24 protein-coding genes, 3 tRNA genes and 1 riboswitch are annotated in these 22,964 nt (G+C 40.5%); of the genes, 3 read left to right on the plus strand and 24 right to left on the minus strand.

The genetic code is table 11. The features are described from left to right. Nucleotides 1–58: 58 nt before the first annotated feature. The 8 genes from IV80_RS01815 to IV80_RS01850 all read right to left on the minus strand — a co-directional run bounded on the left by IV80_RS01815 (nt 59) and on the right by IV80_RS01850 (nt 5,692). A tRNA-Leu gene (locus IV80_RS01815) sits at nt 59–140 on the minus strand. Nucleotides 141–156: 16 nt separating this feature from the next. Beyond that, nucleotides 157–229: transfer RNA gene (locus IV80_RS01820), tRNA-Lys, on the minus strand. A gap of 3 nt (nt 230–232) precedes the next feature. Further along, nucleotides 233–305: transfer RNA gene (locus IV80_RS01825), tRNA-Val, on the minus strand. A gap of 108 nt (nt 306–413) precedes the next feature. Beyond that, nucleotides 414–1,694 (minus strand): serine--tRNA ligase, encoded by a 1,281-nt coding sequence (gene serS / locus IV80_RS01830; protein ID WP_057748662.1) that lies wholly within the window; start codon nt 1,692–1,694, stop codon nt 414–416. Between the two features lie 285 nt (nt 1,695–1,979). Then, nucleotides 1,980–2,612 (minus strand): deoxynucleoside kinase, encoded by a 633-nt coding sequence (locus IV80_RS01835; protein ID WP_057748664.1) that lies wholly within the window; start codon nt 2,610–2,612, stop codon nt 1,980–1,982. Nucleotides 2,613–2,741: 129 nt separating this feature from the next. Further along, on the minus strand, nt 2,742–4,211 hold the full coding sequence (locus IV80_RS01840; RefSeq protein WP_057748666.1) for an amino acid permease: 1,470 nt from the start codon (nt 4,209–4,211) through the stop codon (nt 2,742–2,744). Nucleotides 4,212–4,369: 158 nt separating this feature from the next. Further along, nucleotides 4,370–4,555: riboswitch (Lysine riboswitch) on the minus strand. Between the two features lie 59 nt (nt 4,556–4,614). Next, nucleotides 4,615–5,145, minus strand: coding sequence for an Rrf2 family transcriptional regulator (locus IV80_RS01845; RefSeq protein ID WP_057748669.1), 531 nt, complete (start codon nt 5,143–5,145; stop codon nt 4,615–4,617). Next, nucleotides 5,132–5,692, minus strand: a complete 561-nt coding sequence (locus tag IV80_RS01850) for a GNAT family N-acetyltransferase (RefSeq protein WP_057748675.1) — start codon at nt 5,690–5,692, stop codon at nt 5,132–5,134. Before IV80_RS01850 ends, IV80_RS01845 begins: the two co-directional genes overlap by 14 nt. A 344-nt stretch (nt 5,693–6,036) precedes the next feature. On the opposite strand from IV80_RS01850, the gene IV80_RS01855 reads away from it, so the two are divergent. Continuing rightward, nucleotides 6,037–7,182, plus strand: coding sequence for an LCP family protein (locus tag IV80_RS01855; RefSeq protein ID WP_083490475.1), 1,146 nt, complete (start codon nt 6,037–6,039; stop codon nt 7,180–7,182). Between the two features lie 75 nt (nt 7,183–7,257). On the opposite strand, the gene IV80_RS09935 is transcribed toward IV80_RS01855, so the two are convergent. The 5 genes from IV80_RS09935 to IV80_RS01880 all read right to left on the minus strand — a co-directional run bounded on the left by IV80_RS09935 (nt 7,258) and on the right by IV80_RS01880 (nt 11,235). Further along, entirely contained in the window at nt 7,258–8,688 is a 1,431-nt protein-coding gene (locus IV80_RS09935; RefSeq protein WP_083490476.1) for a GW dipeptide domain-containing protein, read from the minus strand. 110 nt (nt 8,689–8,798) lie between these two features. Beyond that, nucleotides 8,799–9,245: a threonine/serine exporter family protein gene (locus IV80_RS01865; protein WP_057748678.1), complete on the minus strand. Its 447-nt coding sequence runs from the start codon at nt 9,243–9,245 to the stop codon at nt 8,799–8,801. Nucleotides 9,246–9,257: 12 nt separating this feature from the next. After that, a complete protein-coding gene (locus IV80_RS01870) occupies nt 9,258–10,001 on the minus strand; it encodes a threonine/serine exporter family protein (protein ID WP_057748681.1) in 744 nt (247 codons plus the stop codon). Between the two features lie 154 nt (nt 10,002–10,155). Continuing rightward, nucleotides 10,156–10,356: a cold-shock protein gene (locus IV80_RS01875; protein WP_057748686.1), complete on the minus strand. Its 201-nt coding sequence runs from the start codon at nt 10,354–10,356 to the stop codon at nt 10,156–10,158. Between the two features lie 216 nt (nt 10,357–10,572). Then, the gene (locus IV80_RS01880) at nt 10,573–11,235 is read right to left on the minus strand and encodes a metal-dependent transcriptional regulator (RefSeq protein WP_057748688.1); all 663 of its coding nucleotides are present in this window, start codon (nt 11,233–11,235) and stop codon (nt 10,573–10,575) included. Between the two features lie 145 nt (nt 11,236–11,380). On the opposite strand from IV80_RS01880, the gene IV80_RS01885 reads away from it, so the two are divergent. Next, entirely contained in the window at nt 11,381–11,722 is a 342-nt protein-coding gene (locus IV80_RS01885) for a hypothetical protein (RefSeq protein ID WP_057748691.1), read from the plus strand. A gap of 14 nt (nt 11,723–11,736) precedes the next feature. On the opposite strand, the gene IV80_RS01890 is transcribed toward IV80_RS01885, so the two are convergent. After that, nucleotides 11,737–12,633 carry a cation diffusion facilitator family transporter gene (locus IV80_RS01890; protein ID WP_057748694.1) on the minus strand — a complete coding sequence of 299 codons (897 nt, stop codon included), beginning with the start codon at nt 12,631–12,633 and terminating at the stop codon, nt 11,737–11,739. 104 nt (nt 12,634–12,737) lie between these two features. After that, nucleotides 12,738–14,300 (minus strand): bifunctional metallophosphatase/5'-nucleotidase, encoded by a 1,563-nt coding sequence (locus IV80_RS01895; protein WP_057748697.1) that lies wholly within the window; start codon nt 14,298–14,300, stop codon nt 12,738–12,740. A gap of 220 nt (nt 14,301–14,520) precedes the next feature. Between IV80_RS01895 and IV80_RS01900 the strand changes: the two genes are divergently transcribed. Next, nucleotides 14,521–14,982, plus strand: coding sequence for a hypothetical protein (locus IV80_RS01900; RefSeq protein ID WP_057748700.1), 462 nt, complete (start codon nt 14,521–14,523; stop codon nt 14,980–14,982). A gap of 63 nt (nt 14,983–15,045) precedes the next feature. Here IV80_RS01900 and IV80_RS01905 read toward each other — a convergent pair whose 3' ends face one another. The 9 genes from IV80_RS01905 to IV80_RS01945 form a co-directional block, all read right to left on the minus strand. After that, nucleotides 15,046–15,726 (minus strand): phosphatase PAP2 family protein, encoded by a 681-nt coding sequence (locus tag IV80_RS01905; RefSeq protein ID WP_057748703.1) that lies wholly within the window; start codon nt 15,724–15,726, stop codon nt 15,046–15,048. A gap of 13 nt (nt 15,727–15,739) precedes the next feature. After that, the gene (locus IV80_RS01910; protein ID WP_057748706.1) at nt 15,740–16,405 is read right to left on the minus strand and encodes an HD domain-containing protein; all 666 of its coding nucleotides are present in this window, start codon (nt 16,403–16,405) and stop codon (nt 15,740–15,742) included. 2 nt (nt 16,406–16,407) lie between these two features. Then, a complete protein-coding gene (gene rny / locus IV80_RS01915) occupies nt 16,408–17,955 on the minus strand; it encodes a ribonuclease Y (RefSeq protein WP_057748709.1) in 1,548 nt (515 codons plus the stop codon). A gap of 426 nt (nt 17,956–18,381) precedes the next feature. Then, nucleotides 18,382–19,368, minus strand: a complete 987-nt coding sequence (locus IV80_RS01920) for a Gfo/Idh/MocA family protein (protein WP_057748712.1) — start codon at nt 19,366–19,368, stop codon at nt 18,382–18,384. A 17-nt stretch (nt 19,369–19,385) separates the two neighbouring features. Next, nucleotides 19,386–19,826: a hypothetical protein gene (locus tag IV80_RS01925; RefSeq protein ID WP_057748715.1), complete on the minus strand. Its 441-nt coding sequence runs from the start codon at nt 19,824–19,826 to the stop codon at nt 19,386–19,388. 294 nt (nt 19,827–20,120) lie between these two features. Next, the gene (locus IV80_RS01930; protein WP_057748718.1) at nt 20,121–20,720 is read right to left on the minus strand and encodes a GNAT family N-acetyltransferase; all 600 of its coding nucleotides are present in this window, start codon (nt 20,718–20,720) and stop codon (nt 20,121–20,123) included. 115 nt (nt 20,721–20,835) lie between these two features. Next, nucleotides 20,836–21,390: an NUDIX hydrolase gene (locus IV80_RS01935; protein WP_057748721.1), complete on the minus strand. Its 555-nt coding sequence runs from the start codon at nt 21,388–21,390 to the stop codon at nt 20,836–20,838. Then, nucleotides 21,383–22,261, minus strand: a complete 879-nt coding sequence (locus IV80_RS01940) for an RluA family pseudouridine synthase (RefSeq protein WP_057748724.1) — start codon at nt 22,259–22,261, stop codon at nt 21,383–21,385. The genes IV80_RS01935 and IV80_RS01940 overlap by 8 nt, the downstream gene beginning before the upstream one ends. Continuing rightward, nucleotides 22,262–22,906 (minus strand): TMEM175 family protein, encoded by a 645-nt coding sequence (locus IV80_RS01945; RefSeq protein WP_307723480.1) that lies wholly within the window; start codon nt 22,904–22,906, stop codon nt 22,262–22,264. It abuts the gene before it with no gap. Nucleotides 22,907–22,964: the final 58 nt, after the last annotated feature.

Consider the following 22,964-nt stretch of genomic DNA (forward strand, 5'->3'; position numbering starts at 1 on the left):
ACAGATGCTCTGCCAACTGAGCTAAGTCGGCTAATTAATATTGAATATTAATTAGAAGTGCGGGCGAAGGGACTCGAACCCTTACATCTTTCGATACAAGAACCTAAATCTTGCGCGTCTGCCAATTCCGCCACGCCCGCAATGCTATTTGTAAAATGAGCCGTGGCAGCCTCGAACTGCCGACCCTCTGATTAAAAGTCAGATGCTCTACCAACTGAGCTAACGGCTCAAATGGAGGATACAGGGCTCGAACCTGTGACCCTCTGCTTGTAAGGCAGACGCTCTCCCAACTGAGCTAATCCTCCATCAAACGACAACTACATAATATTATCATTGACCCCCAATAGTTGTCAACAGAATTTTGCAGTTGTCGTTAAAATATCCACTCTGAATTATATTTATATCTTTTTAGACTAATCCTTGGCGATCTTTGTCAGTCCACCCATGTACGGTACCAGGACATCAGGAATGGTGACCGAACCATCTTCATTTTGATAATTTTCTAAAATGGCAGCGACCGTTCGTCCAACTGCTAGTCCAGAACCATTCAAAGTGTGCACATACTGTAATTTCCCTTGCGCATCACGATAACGAATTTGGGCACGACGCGCTTGGAAATCAGTACAGTTAGAACAACTTGAAATCTCTCGATACGTATCCTGAGCTGGGATCCAAACTTCCAAATCGTGTGTCATTGCTGCTGTAAAGCTCATATCACTAGTTGTCAGTGTAATCACATGATATGGCAACTTCAACAACTTCAACAGATTTTCAGCTTGTCCAGTTAGCTTTTCCAATTCATTCCAAGAATCTTCAGGCTTAGTAAATTTCACCATCTCAACTTTATTGAACTGATGCATCCGAATCAATCCACGGGTATCGCGACCAGCACTTCCGGCTTCAGAACGAAAAGCTGGGGATAATGCCGTTTCACTAATTGGTAATTCAGCCTCATCCAAAATTTCGTTCCGGTGATAGTTGACCAAAGGAACCTCAGCCGTTGGAATCAATGTCAAATCACTATCTTGAATTTCATATCCCGCATGATTTTCTTTAAACTTTGGAAATTGTCCTGTCCCAAACATCGAGTCATCATTAACCATGTATGGTGTAATCATCTCGGTGTAGCCGGCCTTATCATTTTGATCTAAAAAGAAATTATAAACGGCACGTTCCAGCTTGGCACCTAAACCCACATAATAAACGAAGCGACTCCCTGAAACTTTGGCAGCACGTTCAAAATCCAAAATACCAAGGTTTTCTCCGATTTCCCAATGCGCTTTAGGTTTAAAACTAAATTCACGCGGCTTGCCTACTTTGCGTAACTCAACACTTCCCTCTTCCGTCAAACTAATGGGAACATCCTCATTAGGAATATTGGGTAAATGAGCCGCCATATCTTGAACTTGGTCCGTGATGACCTGTAATTTTTGATCTAAATCTTTAATTTCGCCACTAACTTTACGCATTTCGGTAATTTTGTCATTGGCATCTTCTTTATTTCGTTTAAGTAAGGAAATCTGGTCAGAAACCTCATTACGTGTCTTCTTGAGATTTTCACTCTCCACAATCAAATCGCGGCGGCGTTGATCCACATCCAACAACTTATCAATTTCTTTAGGATCAATGCCTCGTGTGCCTAAACGTTCTTTAACAAAATCCGTATCTGTTCGAATTTTTTTTAAATCTAACATTGCTATTCCTCCTCATCAATTTGCTCATACAAAAAGACCTTTTCATCCCATCAATTGGGACGAAAAGGTCTTTTTTCGCGGTACCACCCAAGTTTGCTGTTGCCAGCACCCTCATTGAGATTAACGACCGCAGCCGTGCGAAATTACTCGCCCGTTTGGATCCACCGGAGTTTCGATTGGTAGCTTTCACTAACCTACCTCGCTTTAAATCTACTTAATGTGGATTAACGTTTATTTATTACCCTAATCATAACCGAAGTTTGGTCAAGAAACAACTGGTTAAATTTAGATTTCCGAGATCTTTTCATCAATAATTTTGATGACTTGTTGGCGGGCATCAGGATTTTCCACAAAATCGAACTTGTCGCCATCAATTTGGATCTTAGGGCTTTCGTTATAATTATCATACCATTCATTGTAACGGTCATTTAAGTCACGATAGTATTCATATAAGCTTGGATCATTATCAATTTGCTCATATGAACGGCCACGCTTTTTAATCCGTTTAAGCATCGTATCAAACGAAATGTTAATATCAATCAACAAATCCGGGTTCTTTTGATAATGCGTTTCAGGTAGTTCTTCCATCATATTTGTCAATAAAGAATCATAAATTTGAACTTCCGTCTTAGTTGCACGTCCTAAGTCAGCATTCAAATGAAAGAGTAATGAATCTTCATAAATAGAACGGTCCATCACACTGTTCTTAGTCTGAAAAGCTTGCTTAATCCCATCCAAGCGTCGGTTCAAAAAATAAATTTGTAACAAAAACGCATAACGTTTTGGATCTTTATAAAACAGCGGCAATATTTTATTGTCATCAACTGATTCATAATAAGCTTTGGTACCTAAGTGTTGTGACAAAATTTCTGTTAGTGTTGTTTTACCTGCGCCAATTGGGCCTGACAATGCAATCATTCAAAGTTCCCCTTTATTCATGTTTTAATACTATATATTGTAGCATGATATGATTCAAAAACAATATATGGTTTCAACTTTTTTATTAACCGCTCATCTTGATTTATTGCAGCGCCTTACATTATACACTTATTTTTCTTCTTTTCGAGCCTTTAAAATAAAATCGGGTTGTTTTAAATCAACTTCATCTAAAGGAATAACGTGGGTGCGGTACTTAATCTTGTAGTAGCTATACAACACGATAAAAATCGGCACGCTCATGTAACTAATTCCAATTGCCTGCCAATTAAAGGTTGCAAACGAATGAATATCCTGTCCTGCAATAACTAATAAACAAAGTACAAACGCAAAAATGGGACCAAACGGGAACCACTTAGCATGGTAACGTAACTCTTCGACTTTATGCCCCTGCTTAATAAAGGCTCTTCGAAAACGTAAATGGGAAATGGCAATGCCCAACCAAGCAATAAATCCCGTCAACCCACTAGCAGCGACTAGCCACATGTAAATTTCTGGTCCTTCAATACTTGAAATGAAGGTTAGTGCTCCAATAATTGAAGTCCCAATCAAAGCCATCAGCGGAATCCCCCGTTTGGTGGTCAAACTAAAAGTTTTGGGTGCATAGCCCTCTAAGGCCATGGAATACAGCATTCGTGTTGCAGCATACATCCCTGAATTGGCCGAAGAAATTACCGAAGTTAAAATAACTGCGTTCATGATGCTGGCGGCACCTGCTAAGCCGGCGCGTCGAAAAACGAGCGTAAACGGACTAATTTTTACATCACTTGCAGAAGACCCTAACAAATCAGGACTTGTGTAAGGGATAATGCAAGCAATCACAAAGATAGCCAAAATATAAAATAATAAGATCCGCCAAAAGACCTGGTTAATGGCCTTAGGAACACTCTTTTCAGGCGTTGCAGATTCACCAGCTGTGATACCAATCAGCTCGGTCCCCTGAAACGAAAACCCGGCGACAACAAACACACTTAAAATCATGGGTATGCCGCCTACAAACGGTGCTTTTTTATACGTGAAATTGGTCAAATAGGTGGCATGGCCGCCCATAATTCCTAAAATAACTGCCAGACCCACAACCAAGAAAATGATGACAGTCACTACCTTGATCAACGCCATCCAGTACTCGGTTTCACCAAAAGCTTTAACCGTTAGTGCGTTGACCACAAAAATTAAAATTAAGGCCACGGTGCTCCACACCCAGCCAGGAACATTGGGTAACCAAAACTTCATGACAATTGAAACCGTACTAATATCAACAGCTAAGGTAATTGCCCAATTGAACCAGTAATTCCATCCCATCGCAAATCCTAAAGCAGGATCTACATACTTGGTGGCATAGGTTGCAAATGAACCAGAAACAGGCATGTAAGTCGCCATTTCTCCCAAACTAGTCATTAAGAAATACACCATAATTCCCATTGCTACATAGGCCATTAGTGCGCCTGCAGGACCTGCCTGCGAAATTGCTGACCCACTAGCAACAAATAATCCAGTCCCAATACTACCACCGAGAGCGATCATTGAGATGTGCCTTGTTTTCAAAGAACGATCAATAGAGTGATTCTCTTTTTCTGCCATTATATGACTTCCTCCCTAAATACTTATCCCAAATTTTCAATACACCATTAGCATTGAAAGCTACTACTAAAAAAGGCAATCACATTTTTAACCAATAAAAAAAGCCCTTTTGTATAACAAATCGCCATACAAAAAGACTTACCCAAATTCTCAGTCAAATCGTAGATAGCGCCCCGTGATACCTTTGAAAATATCACGACAGTCCCTGACTTATTGAGCCAGGACCCAACTCGCAGTTGAAAAAGCAACTTTGAATTTCGGCCAAACACCCTTTTATGACTGATTAGCGATCCTTTTTGATCTCCCAGTCATGACTCATGAGTTTGGCAACCTCTTCTTTCGATATGATTCAATTATATACAAGCTCGCGTCATCTGACAATACAGATTCACGAAAAGTCACTTTAACGAAGTAAATTACCTGCCATTCTTTGCTTCATTTTTTCCAATTGTTCCGTGAGTCCTTTTTCAGGTGCATTCCAATCAATCCCCGGCTTGGCAGGCTCACCAATAATTTTAACCAACACATCATTGAGACTTTGATGTGCTAAATAATCACGCCATAAACCGTCTGCTTTTTGAAAAGTTTCATTCAAAACATTTTTTCCGCGTTCAGCAATCGGTTGTGCTTCCGAAAAAACATTTTCGATAAAGCCCATATCAGGATAAGTTTTAATTGGCCCCTCACTGGCTTCCACAATATCCAGAAGTGAAATGTCACTCGGATCTTTGGCTAATCGAAACCCGCCATTATTGCCTGGCAATGAAGTGACCAACCCCGCCAAGACCAGTTTCCGCATAATTTTCCGTAAATAAGCTTCTGAACCTGTCAACCGCTTGTGAATGACCGCCGTTGTGAGCGGCACAGCACGGTTTTGTGTACACAAAAGTGCAATGATACAGGCTGCTTGTTCAAATCCTTTAGTTAGTTGCATAATGACCACCCTTATTAAACGTTTCCCTTGTTAAATGATAAAAATTTTCCTTTTGCGCAGTGGTATTTAAAACACTCACAGGCTGAATTTGTTCACCTGTTTGCTGAAATCCCAAATATTCTAATACTTTAACCGATCGCTGATTATCAGCATAGGTACTTGCTAGGATAATGGCATCAGGTCTTTTCGTAAAAACTAGATTTAAAATTGCACAGGTGGCTTCTTTCATATACCCGAAACCCCAGTAGTCTTCATTAAGCATGTAACCCAACTCCCACTGATTGGATGCTGGTTCATGATTCTCACCAATGACAGCATACAATCCCACACTACCAAGAACTTGCGCGCCATCTTTTAAAACGATGGCCCAAACATTAGGTTGCATCAATTGCTTTAAAAAATAATTACTTTCAAACGCTCCATTTGCCGCTTGAAATCCAGCCATCTCCGCAATTGTTCTGTTTTCTACAACTGCGCGAATACTTGTTAAGTCACTCGCCAAAAATGGTCGTAGAACCAAGCGAGAGGTTTCAATTTTTTTACTCATTATACTACTCACCCTCAACTTTACCTATCTTAGGAAATAGGGACGTGCCTACCACTCAGAATACCAGAACTTAACCAATTTTGGTAATCGTTACTTTTTTTTGCTTCATTTCTATCAATTATCATACACTATAGATTCCAAGTAAACGCTAAATTAAAGACACCCATTAGGAGCCAAACAGTGCACAGACCTATAACTTTTCCGCTTGAGAACTCATGAAGTGTGATATACTTTTTATGTTTAAAAAAAGATTAAATCGTGCAAATTTCCGGCTAAACACACGCTAATCCGGTATGATTAAGTGAGATAGCACCTTAATTAAAATTGCTTCAGGAGGCAAACCCATGAACGAGGACCAAACACCAAAAAGAGCCGAACTACATAACCATTTTAACGTCCCCCCAACACGAGCGTCTCAAAATGCAGAACAACGAGATCCTAATCATCGTCCCCACAAATTTCGACGAAAGAAATTGATTCTTACGATCGTTGCGATATTAGTTATCGTGCTTGCCGTGTTTGGTGCTTATAAATGGTACGCAGCCAAGAAAGCAGCCAATTCCGTTTTTAACAGCGCAAATATTCAAAAAGCCCGGGATGTTTCTTCAGTTATCAAACAAAATAAGCCAATTTCCATTTTGTTGCTTGGCACTGACACAGGCGCTTTGGGGCGAAACTATCGTGGTCGAACAGATACCATTATTATTGCAACCCTTAATCCCAAAAAGAAAAAAATGACGCTCACAAGTATCCCACGAGATACTGCTCTTTCTATTCCGGGTTATACACAATATGCCCCATCGAAACTAAACGCTGCATATTCCTTTGGTGGCGCTGGTACAAGTATTAAAGCCATCCAACAACTCTTAGACGTTCCAATCGATTTTTATGGCTTGATCAACATGGGTGGTCTTGAAAAAATTGTCAATGGCGTTGGTGGCGTAACTATCAAGCCAACTATCACATTCAAATACGGTGCAGCTAACGTGGTCAAAGGGAAGAAAATTCACTTAAGTGGCAAAGCTGCTTTAGATTACTCACGGATGCGTGATGAAGATCCTCAAGGCGATTATGGTCGCCAGAAGCGGCAACGACAAGTCCTTATGGCGATTTTACGAAAGAGTGATTCTGTCACGACCCTATTAAGTCAGAGTTTTATGAGTTCTTTAAAGAAACAAACACAAACTGATTTAACTTTTGATGAAATTGTAGCCCTTTCCACTAAATATCGGGTGGCTACTCACCATCTAAAATCAACTCACTTACAAGGAACGACACAGGTACTTAACGGACAGGACTTTGAAATTCCTACGCAAACTGAAATGCAACGTGTCACCAATTTCATTCGCAAAAGCTTAGATCTTAAAAGCAAAACGACAGGAACTACCAATCTAAGTGGGTATACAACTGGGACTAGTGATACTACCGACTATGATTCAACGACTCAATCAGATAGCAACACGTCCGATTATCAAAACGGCCAATATTAAAAAAAGAAGGAGACTGGGAAACCCCCCAGTCTCTTTCTTTTTCTGAACTTTTATAGTCGAAATCAAAACACTTTTTTAGATTAAAGCACCGCCATAGATCCAGCCGATTTTTTTACCGTCATAATAACAACGATAATAGGGAACCTTCACATCTGCTCGATAAGCAATGTTATCAATGGTAACTTTTTTGCCACGATAAGTTGTGCCATAATGCAATCTTTTAACCGTATACTTACTTGCCATCACATGGTTCAAGAAATCATGACCTGGTGTCCATTTTACCGTCATTGTTTTTCTATTTGCTTGGAAGGAGTAGCTCACACGAACCCCTAGCGCACCACCGTAAATCCAGCCAAGTCGTTTTCCGTTGTAATAACAACGGTAGTACGGCGTCTTGGTCCCATCACGATAAGCGATGTTATCCACCTGAATCGTTTGACCTGCATAATTCTTTCCATAGTACAAAATCTTGTTGTTGGTATATTTGCTACTAGTGACATGGTTATAGAAATTATGACCTGGTGCTACCTTTACATCCATCGATTTAGAAACGGTCGTATAACGAACATGCTTAGCTAACCCACCGCCATAAATCCAGCCGATTAACTGTCCATTGTAATGGGCTCTGTAATATAAAGTCCCAGTACCATCTCGTTTCCCAGTACAATCAATTTGAATGGTTTTACCCGCATACGTTTTACCATAATGTGTTCGTCTGATATTTTTATATTTACTATTGGGCACATGGTTATAAAAATCATGTCCTGGCGTTGTCTTAACATCCATTGTGAGGTTCGTATTCGTATATTTTACGTATTTGTACTGCAAACCATTATAGTAACTTTTGACTAATTGATAGAATTGGGCCATCGTGTAAGCCTGCCCAAAATATTTTCGTCCATTATTCAAATAATAACCATAAGGGTCAGTATGGCTCGAGCCACCCAAAAATTCTGAAACAGCTTTATGGGACCAAACTGTGCCACGTCCATCATAAGAAGCATTATTTGGTTTCAAGTGATATTCATTAAGTAGGTATGCCGTATACCACGCCGCATTCGCAATTTCGTGGGCAAATGCGGATTTGGAATGCACTTCAACCTGTTCAAACTGAATAAACTTACCATTACCTGGATAAGCACAGCCCCAAGCTAGATAATTCGTATTGGCAATATTAATAATACGACCCGCATCCACAAAGCTATGCACAAAAGCATTTTCATAGTGAGCCTTCATATAAGCAATTTCATTATAAATCGTAGAATTAGGATTGGCCGTTTCATGGATGACAACCCCTTCAGGCTTGCCATAACCCTTGTTGTAGGTAGATTTTGGAAAACCTCCCCAAATTGCCTTCGTTATCCCAACTGGTTTAATTTTTTTAGTACTGATATAGCTATTGACTGATTCCGCCTTAGACTCCGGATTGTTTACGACTAATCCCACTAAAAAAGTGAGAGCAACTAAACAAACCGCCAAAAACTTTTGTTTCCGCGTTACTTTCAAACTAACTCCTCCAATATCTCCTATGTTCTCAATTCACCACTATGTACGGTTTTATCCTAACACGTTTGCCTCAACAGACGCATCTCGCCTTATTTACAGTTCCATTACATTTAAAAAGAAGCTTTTTTTTGCATGATTTTCTTCCACAATTTGTTCAGAAGCTCAGCTAACAAAAAGCCAATGGCAATCGAACCAGTGATTTCAATCACTTCCGTCAAAAAGCGCATTCCCTGCGCCGCATCCCCCAAGGCAATGTTACGCACCATCTGATAAGCTTGCCCACCAGGCACAAGCGGGACTAAGCTAGGAATGTTAAAAATCAGCATGGGCATCTTCATCCGCCGCGCAGCAACATCACTCAAAAGCCCAATCGCCACTGAAGCAGTTAAGTTACTTAATGCTAAACCCAGTTGGAGGTTAAAAAAGAGCCAATAAACTAACCAGGCAACGGTCCCAATGAGCCCAGCCACCACCAGCGCACGGTGTGGAATGTTGATAATAATGCCAAAACCTACTGTCGCAATAAATGCAAAAAATATTTCAATCATCATAACCATGCCGCATCACCTCTAAAAGAATCTAAATACAAACGCAATTCCAAACCCAATCGCAGCCGCCGTGAGTAAAGCTTCCATACCACGAGCAGGACCACTCACAAAGTGACCATTCAAAATGTCACGAACCGCATTGGTAAGGGGAACACCAGGAACCAGGGGCATAACTGCACCGATAATAATATTATCAACAGAATGGCCTAACCCAAGTCGTACGGCAATAACAGCCAAAATGCCAATTAACAAGGAGGCCACAAACTCACTAATAAATTTGATATTTAGAGTCTTGTTGATGCCGTAATAAATGGCAAACCCGACCGCGCCAATAATGGACGTCACACCAATATCGTAGAAATTATTACAAAAAATGGTCATCAATGGGCCACTCACTAGGGCCGCACCTAAGACTTGCAACCAAAACGGAAAATAAGGAACGGCCTGATCCACCAATTTTAGCTGTTCAAAAAAATCTGCCAACGTGATCTTATGATCCGCGTAATCCCGTGAAAGTCGATTGACCCAACTCACCTTTTCCAAATCAATACTGCGCCGACTTACGCTTTCTACCTGGGCATTTTTTTGATCGGGAATTGACATAATAATTCCGGTTACTGTTGAAAAGACCTGTGCATCTGGATAACCAGAATTGGTGGCAATCCGCATAATTGTATCTTCAGCACGGGCCATTTCCGAGCCATTTTCGATCATAATTCGTCCTGCCAATAAACAAGTGTCTAATACCAAATCAGTTTGTTTCACTGCCGTCACCCCGATAATTAATACTGTCTATTATGCCATAGCCATCCCCACAAAACGACTACAAATTACACAATTTCATTGAAAGTAATTCACATTTGGACATAAAAAAAGCCAGAGACGAAAATCTCTGACTTTTAAACTCTAATTTTTAAAATTAGTCTTTAACAACGTTAACAGCTTGTGGTCCACGGTCGCTTTCTTCTACATCGAAAGTAACTGCTTGGCCTTCTTCAAGAGTCTTGAATCCGTCGCCTTGGATAGCTGAGAAATGTACGAATACATCGCTACCGTTTTCGCGAGTAATAAAACCAAAACCTTTGTCTGCGTTAAACCATTTAACTGTACCATGTTCCATAATAGAAAATCCTCCTGAGTGCTTTTTGCACTAAATATTTTAATACTTGATCCGGTGCAAATTGGGGATATTTCTTTATGAAACGATCTTACCAAAATTACCTAACCAAAATACAATGTAATTGTAGCATATAAAATCAAAAAAAGATACCCTATTTACAATTAAGTGCTCTTTTTCTTTTTTTATAATCTAGAATGCCTTCTCAAAAGCAGCCGATTAGCCTTCTTGCACAAAAACATAATGTGCTGCCTTATAACTAATTTGGCGTTCATCCGTTGTTGACTCATTGTCAATTAGTTTTACCGTCGTCGGTCCTTCAAACGGAGCATGATGAATAACCTGAATTTTATCTCCGATATCTAAATCAATTTCGTCCAAGTAATTGAGTAATTCGCGATTATCGATAAATCGATCCACCACTACGATACTGCCTTCCTTGACATCTGCCAAAAGGGTGTGGCTGTCCTCTTGGTAATTACCTTCTTTGTCAGGGATCACACCCCCATGCGGACAATGTGTGGGATGGCCTAAAAATGCGTCCAGTGAATCTAACAAATGTTCGCTAGTCACATGTTCAAGCACCTCTGCATCATCATCGACTTCTGATAACTTGTAGGAAAGCTTCTTTACTAAAAAGGTTTCCCAGATCCGATGTTTACGCACCATTATTTCAGCAATTTGAATGCCCTCATCTGTCAAAGATATGCCAGCGTAAGGTGTATGTTCAACTAAGCCTTCTTCCACCAATTTCGTGATCATTTCGGTCACTGAACCTGCTGCAATGTTGAGTCCCATTGCAATTTGTTTGTTTGATACTTTTTTTGATTTCCCGCCTAACTCAAAAATGATTTTGAGGTAGTCTTCTTTCATCGGGGTCAATCCATTCACCTCATTATTATTAATACTACTTTTATAACTCATCTAAAGAACAAATACAACTAAGGCATCCCAAACTTTCATTTTACACTTTTGTCACTTAAGGTCTATACTTAAAGTGTAATAAGTTTAGTAAGGAAGGGCTATTATGAGTAATTTAGTATCCATCACGCAATTAGATTCCGCCAACCAGGCTAAAGCGGTGCGAACATTTGCGAAATTTTACATTCGTCTCTATAAAGCCGAAAGCCTTGAAATCATTTCATCTTTTGTACCGGCAGGTTACTTAAGTGACATCAATGCCGTGATCAAACGCAATCTCTATTTGACCAAAGAGGAATTATTGGACTTAAGCCTATCTATTTCCACTGGAGAGTACCTTCAGGTTATGCAGCGCTTAGACCAAAAGTATAATGCAACGGGAACACCAGAAACGCCTTGGCGCTCTTGGTTAGTTACCCACCACAAACAATTAGTCAGCGAAAGCTAATAACGAGTTAGCTTTCAAATATCATGCCGATCGCGCGTAAACAATTCGTTGCTTTTGCCGCGAAAAACTTCTGCCTGTAAAGTCACGTGATCAACGTGATATTTTTTTTGCAATAAATTCTCTAAATGGCGATAAACTGGTTCCACGTCGCTTAACAACTGATCATTCAAATTTATGTGTGCAGAAAACATAATCCGATTCTCATCAATTTGCCAAACATGAATGTGGTGTACATTCACTACGCCCGGCTCTTTGAGCATATCACGCTTCATCGCCTCAAAATCAAGATTAGGGGCGGCTTGCATCAAGATGTTAATGGCCTCTTTTAAAACTGGCCAAGTTTCCCACATGATGTAAATTGAAACAAGGATGGTCACAATGGGGTCCACAATATCAACATGCCAAATTTGGATAATGATGGCACCGATGATGATGCCAAATGAGGACAAGGCATCGCTTAAAATATGTAAATAAGTTGCTTTAATATTTAAGCTCCCTTTGGCTCCTCTGCTGAGTAACCAGGCAGAACCAAAGTTTGCTACCGTCCCAATGACAGCAACTATCAACATGATGCCACCATTAACCGGGGAAGGCGCCGTCAGCCGTCGAATACTTTCCGCAATTAAAAAGACAGAAACTACAATCAAAAAAATGGCATTTATGAACGCCGAAATGATCTCAGCACGACGATACCCAAACGTTTTGGAAGTATTGGAATTTTTGAGCCCAATCCGACTCGCCACATAAGCTAACACAACCGAAGCTGAATCGCCTAAATTATGAAAAGCATCAGAAAGGAGGGCTAAACTTTCGGAAAAAAGACCTCCCGCTAGCTCCACAATGGTAATCAACGCATTTAAAACGGTAACTGCTAAAAATCGCATGCCACTCATTTTAGAATTCTCATGCATATAATCTCTCCCCTTTAAACCAATTATCAACTAAAAACACAGCGTAAGCAAGCCACCTTTTCCCTTAGCTTAAAAAAGCTGCCAGTCATTGGCAGTTTTTAGAATTATTTGATGATCTTAAAGTTGTTATTAACAGTCGCAGTAATCACAGGATGTTTCTGTAAATAATCTGCAATTAATTCTGACATAGCCTCGGTATTTTCACGAATGATCTTACTTTCCGAGAACATGGGATAATGACCGCCACCAACTGCCCGATATTTATTCAAGACAATCTCATAGGAATCATTTGGTTCAATTTGATGTCCTTTACAGGCCAAATCAACCACCCGATGTCCAACTGGCTGAGAAATATCCAAGGTATAATCAATACCTTCATACATATCATAGTTATAATGCCGTTTTTTGGGCGATAAATACCGCGGATTTACCGTAATTTGGTGGTGATTATTCAGTATAAAGTACTTAGCGCTTACTTCAAGCGCGGCTCGGATATCCGCACCAGAAACGCGCAACACAGCCAAGGAATTAGGATACACGTAATTTGTCACCACTTCACGCATGGTAATCTGCTGGTCAAATCCCGTTGCCTCATCATTAAAGAGAGCCGTTGCCGAAATTGAAGTTCCGGTTGCTGCCATCTGTACTTTTTGAATAAACTCGATAAACGCTGATTCTTCTATCCGGGCTTTGAATGGATCTGCGATTCTCATGTTGCCTTTAACTTTACCAAGCGGTTGATCCAGCCATGCCTGCGTGTCAGCTTCTACATCGGTCATAACCTTTTGTAGCTGTTTATGTATCGGTGCTTTAGCAGTCAACAAAAGCTTAGCAGTGGCCCCTACTACCATACAATCACGATTAGGATCAATCTTCAGTGTAATCTTTCCCACGGCTGCCCCGCGGTGCCCAGCTTGAACCACCGGCACTCCAAATAATTTAGTGGCAATCAAGCGGTGTTGATGGGCAGAAACAAGGGCATCGATTCCCTTAACGCTTTTTAACAACTCATACCCAACATTTTCTCCACGCAGCGACTCAGTTTTTTGACCTGACTTTAAGTCACGTTCAAAACCCCCATGATATACTACAATCACGACATCGGCCTTTTTTCTTAACAGCGGTACATAATGCTTTGCGGTGGCAATAACCTTCTTAAACTGTAAGCCTTTAATATGTACAGGATCTTCCCAATATGGAATATAGGCTGTCGTCAACCCAAGAACGGCAATCCGCACCCCCTGCTTGGTGAAGATGCGATATGGTCCATTCGCAATCGGCTCTTGGGTCTCATCTAGAATATTTGCAGCCAGGATGGGATAGTCGGTATGCTGAATGGCCTTATTCAAATAAGGCATGCCATAATTGAACTCATGATTACCTAAAACACCAACATCATATTGCATCGCGTTATATGCTTTCATTAAACGTTCTGGTGCCGGTGGATTGCTAAACTTAGCTAAAAATTCAGTTAAAGGAGACCCCTCTAAAACGTCTCCCGCATCAATGGTGAGAATTGGATCGGTTGTCTTTTGCCGCTCATTTTCAATCACACTAGCTGCTTTTAGTAAGCCAAACGGTAAGTTTAAGTGCCGCTTCACAAAATTAGTCGGATACACAAAACCGTGGACGTCACTGGTCGAAAGAATTGTTAAATCGAATGCCAAAATCTCACCTCCCCAAAACTTTATGATATCTTTGATTTTACCACAATCTTAACAACTCGGAACGATTATTTAACGTTGTTTTAACAAGCTTGAAGCCGGTTACCTAAAATTTACTTTTACCACGAATAGAACCACGCATTTTTAGGAAGTGTTCTAAATTGACTCACAGGTTTGTCAATTTTATACTGAGTGTACATCAAGATGAAATGAGGACTTAAGTATGGCTTACGAAGTCAATTTTAAAGAAGTCTCTACGATTGGCCTGGAGAACTCACCGGTTGCGACAGCACTAGCGGGACTGCGCGCAAATGAAGCTCGATATTATTGGAATAAATATAAGCACCATTTTACAGTGGTGTCCGCCGACGAAGATTTAAAAACACGCCAATGGGTGAATAAAATCTTGTTAGAACGTGACATTCAGTTGCCTTACCAACCCTTGGAAGTTTCTGCTTTTGAAGTTAACGGCCTTAAAATGGCTTATGTCATTTACGAAAATGGCCTCGTTGTCAACGTCATGTACAGTCTTGCCGACGATGGCAAACGTGCCGTGGGTTTTAAACTTTCTGAAGGAATGGCTGTTCCAGAGGAATTAAAAACAAAATTTAAGTTTGCACATCAAAAGTCGCGCCTGGCTGGTACCATTCGGGGATCCTATTTTGTCATCAAAGGTACTTACTAGATAAAAAACGAAGAGACTGGAAAAATTCCCAGCCTCTTCGTTTTTTATTTTCAGTTATTAAATTTAATGTTGACTATGCTTGCCACCAATATCTTTTTCCACAAACTGGGCAACAAAATCATAAAGTTTTTTGTATAACCACCTTGCGATTGCCAACCAGGCTACTGCCAAGAAGAATGCGCCAAACACATCAGAGGGATAATGAGCACCCAGATATACGCGCGAATACATCACTAACACTACCCAAACAATTAAAATCACTTCGCACAACTTCTGGACACCCGAATGACGGAGCTGACTAACGAAAAACCATAATAAGAAAAAGATAATGATAACTGTTCCAAAGGTATGCCCACTCGGAAAACTATACCCGGTTTCTGGAATAACCTGATTCCAATGTGGCCGTGGTCGCGCCGCCAATTTTTTAACTATGTAAGCTAAAACGTCACCGCCCCCAAGAGTTACAATTGCCCAAATTGCATCGACCCTTAGTTGCATAAACCAAAGGACCCCCGCTATCACTACTGCATAAACAATCGCAAGCGAAGGTTCGGCAATGTGAGAAATAATTGTCATTAAGCTACTTTCAAAAGCGGACATCGATCCTTGGACAACGGCAATAATACCAGTATCCACCTTAAGAAGCATGCCAAAATTAGCTTTAACGGCTAATAACAAAAGCACAAAAATGAGTCCAGATGTCCAGGCATACTTTGCAGAAATTGAATTTTGATTTTTTAACATGAGACACTCCAACCTATTTATTTTGATTCCATTCGGCTTTAAATTCATCTAAAAAGTCGGTTAATACGTTCGTACGTTGCTTTGCCAGCTGTTTAGCTGCATTGGTATTCATCAGGTCCGCCAGTTTTAATAACTTTTCATAAAAATGGTTGATCACGATTTCTTCTTGACGGTACTCCTCATGCGTCATCTTTTGACGAGGTGCTACCTGCGGATCATACATCACGTGCCCGTGCGCACCGCCGTAATAAAAAGCCCGGCCAATGCCAATAGCGCCAATTGCATCCAGACGATCTGCATCCTGCACGATTTGTCCGGCCAAACTCAATTGATAATGATGTTCCAAATTCTTAGAGAAAGACATATGCGTGATAATTTCAAATATGGCTTGAATTCGGCTCTGTGAAACGTCCTGTTGTTCTAAAAATTGTTTAACTTCGGCTTCTGCTGCGACCTGATTCGTGACAATTTTTTCATCAATGACGTCATGCAGTTCCGCACTAGCTAACACCACAAATAAATCTGTAGGTGCTGTTTGTTCAGCTAAACGTTGGGCCATTTTGACCACACGCTGAATATGAGCATAATCATGCCCCGTTTTATCATCACTAAGCTTGCTATATACAAACTGGTCAATCGTTTTAATGACTGCTTTATCTTCTGGTGTTAAGTTTTCCATAGTTACCCCGCATATTCCACAACTTGTAACTTTCTAACCACTGTCACTTTAACCTGTCCTGGATAAGTAACTTCCTGTTCAATTTGATCTTTAACGCTATCCGCTAACTTCTCGATGCTCTTGTCAGATGTCTGATTAGGCTTCACAATCACGCGTAACTCACGACCTGCTTGAATGGCATAACTTTCCTGCACCCCAGGATAATGATTAGCGATTCCTTCCAAACTGGAAATACGTTGCAAGTAATCCGCAGCTGATTCACTTCGCGCCCCTTGTCGAGAACCAGAAATGGCATCTGCGGCTGCTACTAGATCCGAAATGACATACTTGGCTTCCACATCTCCATGATGAGAGGCGATGGCATTAATGACCACCGGATCTTCATGATACTTGGTTGCCAATTCCACCCCTAACTCCACATGAGTGGCTTCGACATCACGATCAATAGACTTTCCGATATCATGCAGTAAGCCAGCGCGTTTGGCCAAGTTGACATCTTCCCCTAGTTCCGCGGCAAATACACCTGCCAAATTAGCGGCCTCAATAGAATGTTCTAAAATGTTTTGACCATAACTTGTCCGGAAATGCATATGACCAATAAACTTGACCAAATCTGGATGAACGTTTTTCAAATTCAACTCATTAATTGCTTGCTCCCCAAAGCCACGGATAAGCTCGTCAACTGCTTTGGCTGTTTGATTCACAATCTGTTCAACAACGTCTGGATTAATGCGATTAACTTGCATAATTTGCGTAATACTCCGCTTGGCAATTTCACGACGCATTGGATCGTAACCATCAAGTGTGATGACATGTTGCTGATCATCGATATTAATGTCAATTCCAGTTAAAGCTTCCAAGGCACGGACGTTTTGGCCAGCATTACCAATTACTTTTCCAAGTGCTTCATTAGAAGGAACCTCTACCGTTCGGTTAGATGGAAAAATATGAGAACGGATTCCACTGTGTTCAATCGCATGCGTAATCATATTTTTGGCTTCTTTTTCACTACTGCTTTGGTACTCTGCCTCAGTATTACGGACGGTACGCTTGCCTTCCTCTTTCAAATCTCGCGTGGTCTCATCCAATACAAAATCTTGTGCTTTTTCCTGACTCATTTCAGCAACTTCTTGCAATTTATCCTGCCGCTTTTCAATCAGATCAGTGGCTTGTTGCCGTATGTCTTTAAGTGCTTGTCGATTTTCATTTAAAGCGGCTTGCTTCGTTTTGAAGTTATCAAACCGTCGATTCAAAAGATCTTCTTTTTCGCCCAAAACCTGTTCACGCTGATCAAGCCAAGTGGCTTTGCGCTCATTATCCTGGACATCAGTCGTAATTTCTTGTGTAATCGACTCTTGATAAGCAGCGGTTTCACGCTTGCCTTTAAGCAATGCGTTTTTAGCGTCAATTTTTCCCTGCTCATTTGCCTTTTTTAGAATTTGTTGTGCTTGTTGCCGAGCTAGCCGCAGCTGCCGTTGATGTTCCATTTTGCGCATATAAAATCCAACCGCAATGGCAATTAGTAATCCAATTAGTCCCACAATCAACATCTGCAACTCCTCCTTTTATTCATCAAATACATAGTCTTCATTATATCACATTGTTCTTTTTCAATTTTGAGTTTTAAAGCATCAAAAAAGCACTTTTCAAGAACCTGCTCAACTTGAAAAGTGCCTGGGGATAGATCTAAATGCCAATCTAAAAACTTAAAGTTTCAAGGTACACATTGTTTCAATTACGATTCCTTACGTTTCCTAGGATTCAGTAGGAAACGCAGTCAAAGCGTATTTGTACGCATCTAATTAAAAAATCTTTTGCAAAACTTTTTTCTTAAAAACGTGGCAACATGATAAGCATCAGCCCATCCAGAAAATCGGCTGACATTACAGGTATTACTTGGCACTTAGATCGAACCCTACCCCACCACAAAGCCTATCATCTTTGGTCTTCACACACAAGTAAAATGGGACAATTTCCTAACTATTTTTGAATTGTTCAGGATACCAGTCCTGATACAAGGTCTCAATAATCTTCATTGTTTTAAGCGTTAATGCCGAAGTCATCACCGGACTCGTTGTCTCTTTCCGTAAAACCAGCTCAGAAACGTGATTAAACTCATAAACAAATTCACTTTTCTGTGGCTGTGTAAAGACGTTAGTGCCTTGGCTAGTTGTAATCTGATAGGTATCTGTTTTCCAATAGTTCGGCACCGTCAGTGAGCCTTGGGTCCCCCAAAAGGTGATTTGACTTGGCAGAGACGCTGTCAATGTCGTCATGAAAACACTCGCTAACGGACCAGATGCCAACTGTAAATTCAATTGGGTTTGATCATCAGCTTGTGCACCTTGATGTGTGATTTGGCCTTGAAAAGCCGTAATATCGGTTTGTAAAACTAATTGTAGGTATTCTAAAATGTAAGCAGCGCTGCCGTAAAACGCACCACCACCAACCTTCACATCATGAAACCAAGGAATTTTTTCAATTCCAGGGTGAGCTTCTTGGTCGGTCACGCCGCAAACTTCACCGATTGCCTTTTTTTCTAGCAGTTGGTGTCGCACTTGGGTTGTGATTGGTAAAAAGGCAGCTTTCTGACCTTCCATAAGCAAACAGTCATTTTCTCGTGCTAATGTAAATAATTCTTTTGCTTGCTGATAGGTTAGGGTAAACGGCTTTTCCAACAGCACATTTTTATGATGTTGCAGGGCGAGCTTAGCACCAGGATAATGGCCAGCATTCCAAAGCGGAATGTAGACCACATCAACATGCTCATCTTCACAAAGTTGTTCATAACTTCCATAAGCCGTTGGAATTTCAAATTTAGTAGCCATTGCTTGGGCCTTACCCAAATGACGAGCAGCAATCGCCACAACCCGGCTATTAGGTGATTCTTTAATTCCTGCTATAATTCTGGGAACAATTGAGGCGGCTCCCATAATACCATAACGAATTTGTGTGTATGCCATTTTAGAATGCCTCGAATTTAATCTTTGCTGCCTGCTGCACCATCATCTTCAATCATGCGCCATTCGCCTTCACCGGCCTTAGAAATATCATTTACAAATCCCGTAACCATTTGTGCACGATCCATATCTTTTTCAGCCAACACATTAAGGCCCTTACCAGTTGTCATTGGAACACCCAATTCAAATTGTTCTTTTTGCATCTTGCCTTCTGCAAAAGCAACTACCCAATCCTTCGTATCAATTTGCGTGTACAAAAAGAATAAAGAATAGTGGTCTGCCAAATAAGCTGGAACTGCCCACACATTTTCACCAACTTCTTGCATTTCATTACCATTAAAGTTATATTCACTGGCATTTTCTTTGGTGATGCCATGATTCAAAACCATTAACATTTGTTCAAACTTTTTGTCACCCAAAGTTAATTCAACTTCTTGAAACTCGTCGTTATCTTTAGCCATTTAATTTACCTCATCTTTTTATTTTACGATTCTCTTTGATTTTATAATAAAACATACATAAAAGATACCATCCCGATTTAAAATGCTCACTGAACACTCTAGATACCAATCAAAAAAGAGACTGAAATCACTCCCAGTCCCTTTCTGTCTCTGATCTTTGATAGTGAAAACGGAGATGCCAAAACATCTCTTTTCCACTTTCTACTTTATCATTCTAAAATTTAGACAGAGTCCCTTTCTTTTGCCCAGTTTGGCCTGAAAGCAAAACTTTTCTGACTCTGTGTTGTACTCAAATTAAGCATACATTGGTTGGCTGGTAACAATTGGTTTTTGCATATGATCATACATATGATCGCCAATTTTTTTAGTGCCCACCTTTTTAAAGCCATGTCGTTCATACAAACGTTTGGCATTTGGATTTTCAAAATCAACATTCAACCCAATAGTTGTATCCCCATCCTGACGGACAAATTCTGGCAATGCACGCAATAAGCGACCACCAATACCATGACCTTGGTAGTCAGGATCAACGGCAATCGAATCTAGATACCACTCATCTTTAAAAGCTTCTAGATCGGGATCCAAAACATCACCATCAAAAATATTGGCTTTTAGTGTGATTCGGTCAATAATCGCATCCAAATCCTCTTCATATTGATCGGGATAACCGAACGCAACACCAACTACTTTACCAGTGTCATCGTCTTCTGCCACAATGGTGGTTGCTTTCTCACCAGTGTATGCATCCGTTTGATAAGCACGTTGTAAAACGCGCATCCAAACGGGGTCGGGGACATCATCCAACTCATCTAACTCCATTTCATCATAAATAATGTTAATCAACGGGGCTATCTGGCCGGCATCATCTTTATCAGCTTCACGTATAATTATCACAAAAATCCTCCTTTAATCTATCTAATAGATTACTGGAAGATGCTCAAATTGTAAAGGCGCATGCCTAAAACGGCTTTTGCCTTAGGTTTGTCCGCCCCTAGTGATTCATGCCACCTTATTTTTTTAAAAACATTTCGTAATAACCCACAGCGGCAATCGCCTGTGCCGAACGAATTCTGTGTTGCTTAATTAATTGTTTTAAATGTTCATACCGAATTAGTTGGCTATTGACAAACTCATCCGCGTCAAATTTCTGTGTACCTATTTTAGTGGGAAAGATTTGTGCCAACACTAAGACCACTTTTTCTGTGGAAAAACCTTCAGAAGCTGTCACGGTTGTCATTGTCCTAACTTCTTTGGCTTGATAGCCTGTTTCTTCAAGCAATTCACGTTGAGCAGCTTGCAGTGCCGATTCCCCTGCATTGATCAATCCGGCAGGCAATGACAAGCCTTCCGTATTCACGCCCACACGGTACTCTGAATTAAGTAAGACATGTTGGTCTGGTGTAAAGGCTAAAACAGTCACTGCATCCTGATGCAAAATCACATCGCGATCCACAGTTAGCCCATCTGGCGTTTGAATTTTTTGTTTACTTAATTTAAAGATCGGTCCTGTATAAACCTGCTTATTTACTAAAATTTTCCCTGGTAATCCTTCGTTTTTAAACATATTGTAACCGCCTCATATCTTCCGGAAGTTCCGTTTTGAACAGATGAACCTTCCCCGTTAATGGATCTGTAAACTTAAGCGACTGGGCATGTAGTGCTTGGCGTGTTATCCCTAAATCTGTAGGTCCACCATACAATGTATCCCCTACTAATGGATGTCCCAAGCTGGCAAAATGCACCCGAATTTGATGCGTGCGGCCCGTCAATAACTGAACACTCACTAAGGCATACTGATCAAATTGTTTTAATACCCGATATTTGGTTTGTGCCTGTTGCCCATCTGCTTGGATTTCACGATGAATGCCATCTGCAGCTTTGCCGATGGGCTGATCAATAAAGCCCTCTTTTACAGAAAACTGTCCTGATGCCAAAGCCACATATTTCTTTTCAATTTGATGGGTCTCAATTTGTGGTGCTAACACGCTAATAGCCACACGATTTTTAGCAATTAGCATAACACCACTTGTGTCACGATCTAGACGTGTCACAATATGGGGTACTAAATCCTGGCTCCCTTGCTTTTTCAGATGTCCTTTAACGCGATTAACCATCGTGTCTGTCCGATTACTAGGACCTGGAACCGAAGAAAGACCACTCGGCTTATTAACCACTAGCCAATTGTCGTCCTCAAAAATCACTTCTAAAGGTACATCACTAAAGGGTACCGTTGCATCTGATTTTTCTTTTGGAAGGCGGACCGTTAAAACGTCGCCAGGAGCCAATAGGTCTAAGGTCGTAACCTTTTGTTCCACCACATGCAATTGTCCCATTTTTTTAATGGTACTAATCAAGCGGTGACTAAAATTTCTTTTTTGTAAAAATGCCTTTATTTTTAAGGATTGATCAGACGTATTCGTTAATTTGATAATCATTTATTTCTCCAATTTAATGTCTTTTAAAGCCCGTCGCATTGAATAGCTTAGCCGTAAGTAAGCCACAAAGTGATAGACAATACCTGTCAGTAACAAAAACGCCCCCACCCAAATGGAGAAAAATGTGGCCACAATGGCTAATCCATAAATGGATACACTTCGTACCGGATCAAACTTAATGGCTGCATAAAAATGTTTTTGATTATTTCTCATCGTAGTGAGTTCCGGATGCTTTCGTACATACGTGTAAAGCCAGGCAAAGGTGAGTGAAATAAACAGTGCAATGATGTCATAATAAACAAATGCCACCCGCATATCGGTGGTCACACCGGAGATTAACGTATTAGCCACTAACGCGGTCGGATAGTCAATCAAAGTTACCGAAAAAAGCATCACCAAATTTATGACATTTAACCCAATGTTAGTGTATTTCAATGTTTGAAAGAAGTCATGGTGAAATAACCACACGGTCCCAATGTATAAAAAAGACACTAAATACGCAAACATGGTTGGCCACTGTTTCAACAAAGCGCCTAAAAGGTAGCCATTTTGATAATTAGGCACCCTAAAATCCAGTACCAAAATGGTAATTAAAATGGCATAAACACCATCACTAAAAGCTTGCATACGATCGATTTTCATCATTTTCATCACCTACTTTGACATCCAACTCTTGCAAACTCTTCCTTCCAAATTATAACCT

Origin of the sequence: Pediococcus cellicola, from assembly GCF_001438655.1 — a bacterium.
In the GTDB taxonomy this organism is placed as follows: Bacteria; Bacillota; Bacilli; order Lactobacillales; family Lactobacillaceae; genus Pediococcus; species Pediococcus cellicola.

What these genes read in the sequence shown, in the direction of transcription:
- IV80_RS01845 (WP_057748669.1), bottom strand. Translation starts at nt 5,145, where the DNA reads ATGCAACTAACTAAAGGATTTGAACAAGCAGCCTGTATCATTGCACTT.
- IV80_RS01900 (WP_057748700.1), top strand. Translation starts at nt 14,521, where the DNA reads ATGGCTTACGAAGTCAATTTTAAAGAAGTCTCTACGATTGGCCTGGAG.
- IV80_RS01945 (WP_307723480.1), bottom strand. Translation starts at nt 22,906, where the DNA reads ATGATGAAAATCGATCGTATGCAAGCTTTTAGTGATGGTGTTTATGCC.
- IV80_RS01840 (WP_057748666.1), bottom strand. Translation starts at nt 4,211, where the DNA reads ATGGCAGAAAAAGAGAATCACTCTATTGATCGTTCTTTGAAAACAAGG.
- IV80_RS01920 (WP_057748712.1), bottom strand. Translation starts at nt 19,368, where the DNA reads ATGGCATACACACAAATTCGTTATGGTATTATGGGAGCCGCCTCAATT.
- IV80_RS01850 (WP_057748675.1), bottom strand. Translation starts at nt 5,692, where the DNA reads ATGAGTAAAAAAATTGAAACCTCTCGCTTGGTTCTACGACCATTTTTG.
- IV80_RS01875 (WP_057748686.1), bottom strand. Translation starts at nt 10,356, where the DNA reads ATGGAACATGGTACAGTTAAATGGTTTAACGCAGACAAAGGTTTTGGT.
- IV80_RS01905 (WP_057748703.1), bottom strand. Translation starts at nt 15,726, where the DNA reads ATGTTAAAAAATCAAAATTCAATTTCTGCAAAGTATGCCTGGACATCT.
- IV80_RS01890 (WP_057748694.1), bottom strand. Translation starts at nt 12,633, where the DNA reads ATGCATGAGAATTCTAAAATGAGTGGCATGCGATTTTTAGCAGTTACC.
- IV80_RS01835 (WP_057748664.1), bottom strand. Translation starts at nt 2,612, where the DNA reads ATGATTGCATTGTCAGGCCCAATTGGCGCAGGTAAAACAACACTAACA.
- IV80_RS01885 (WP_057748691.1), top strand. Translation starts at nt 11,381, where the DNA reads ATGAGTAATTTAGTATCCATCACGCAATTAGATTCCGCCAACCAGGCT.
- IV80_RS01925 (WP_057748715.1), bottom strand. Translation starts at nt 19,826, where the DNA reads ATGGCTAAAGATAACGACGAGTTTCAAGAAGTTGAATTAACTTTGGGT.
- rny (WP_057748709.1), bottom strand. Translation starts at nt 17,955, where the DNA reads ATGTTGATTGTGGGACTAATTGGATTACTAATTGCCATTGCGGTTGGA.
- IV80_RS01935 (WP_057748721.1), bottom strand. Translation starts at nt 21,390, where the DNA reads ATGTTTAAAAACGAAGGATTACCAGGGAAAATTTTAGTAAATAAGCAG.
- IV80_RS01910 (WP_057748706.1), bottom strand. Translation starts at nt 16,405, where the DNA reads ATGGAAAACTTAACACCAGAAGATAAAGCAGTCATTAAAACGATTGAC.
- IV80_RS01865 (WP_057748678.1), bottom strand. Translation starts at nt 9,245, where the DNA reads ATGGTTATGATGATTGAAATATTTTTTGCATTTATTGCGACAGTAGGT.
- serS (WP_057748662.1), bottom strand. Translation starts at nt 1,694, where the DNA reads ATGTTAGATTTAAAAAAAATTCGAACAGATACGGATTTTGTTAAAGAA.
- IV80_RS01855 (WP_083490475.1), top strand. Translation starts at nt 6,037, where the DNA reads ATGAACGAGGACCAAACACCAAAAAGAGCCGAACTACATAACCATTTT.
- IV80_RS01940 (WP_057748724.1), bottom strand. Translation starts at nt 22,261, where the DNA reads ATGATTATCAAATTAACGAATACGTCTGATCAATCCTTAAAAATAAAG.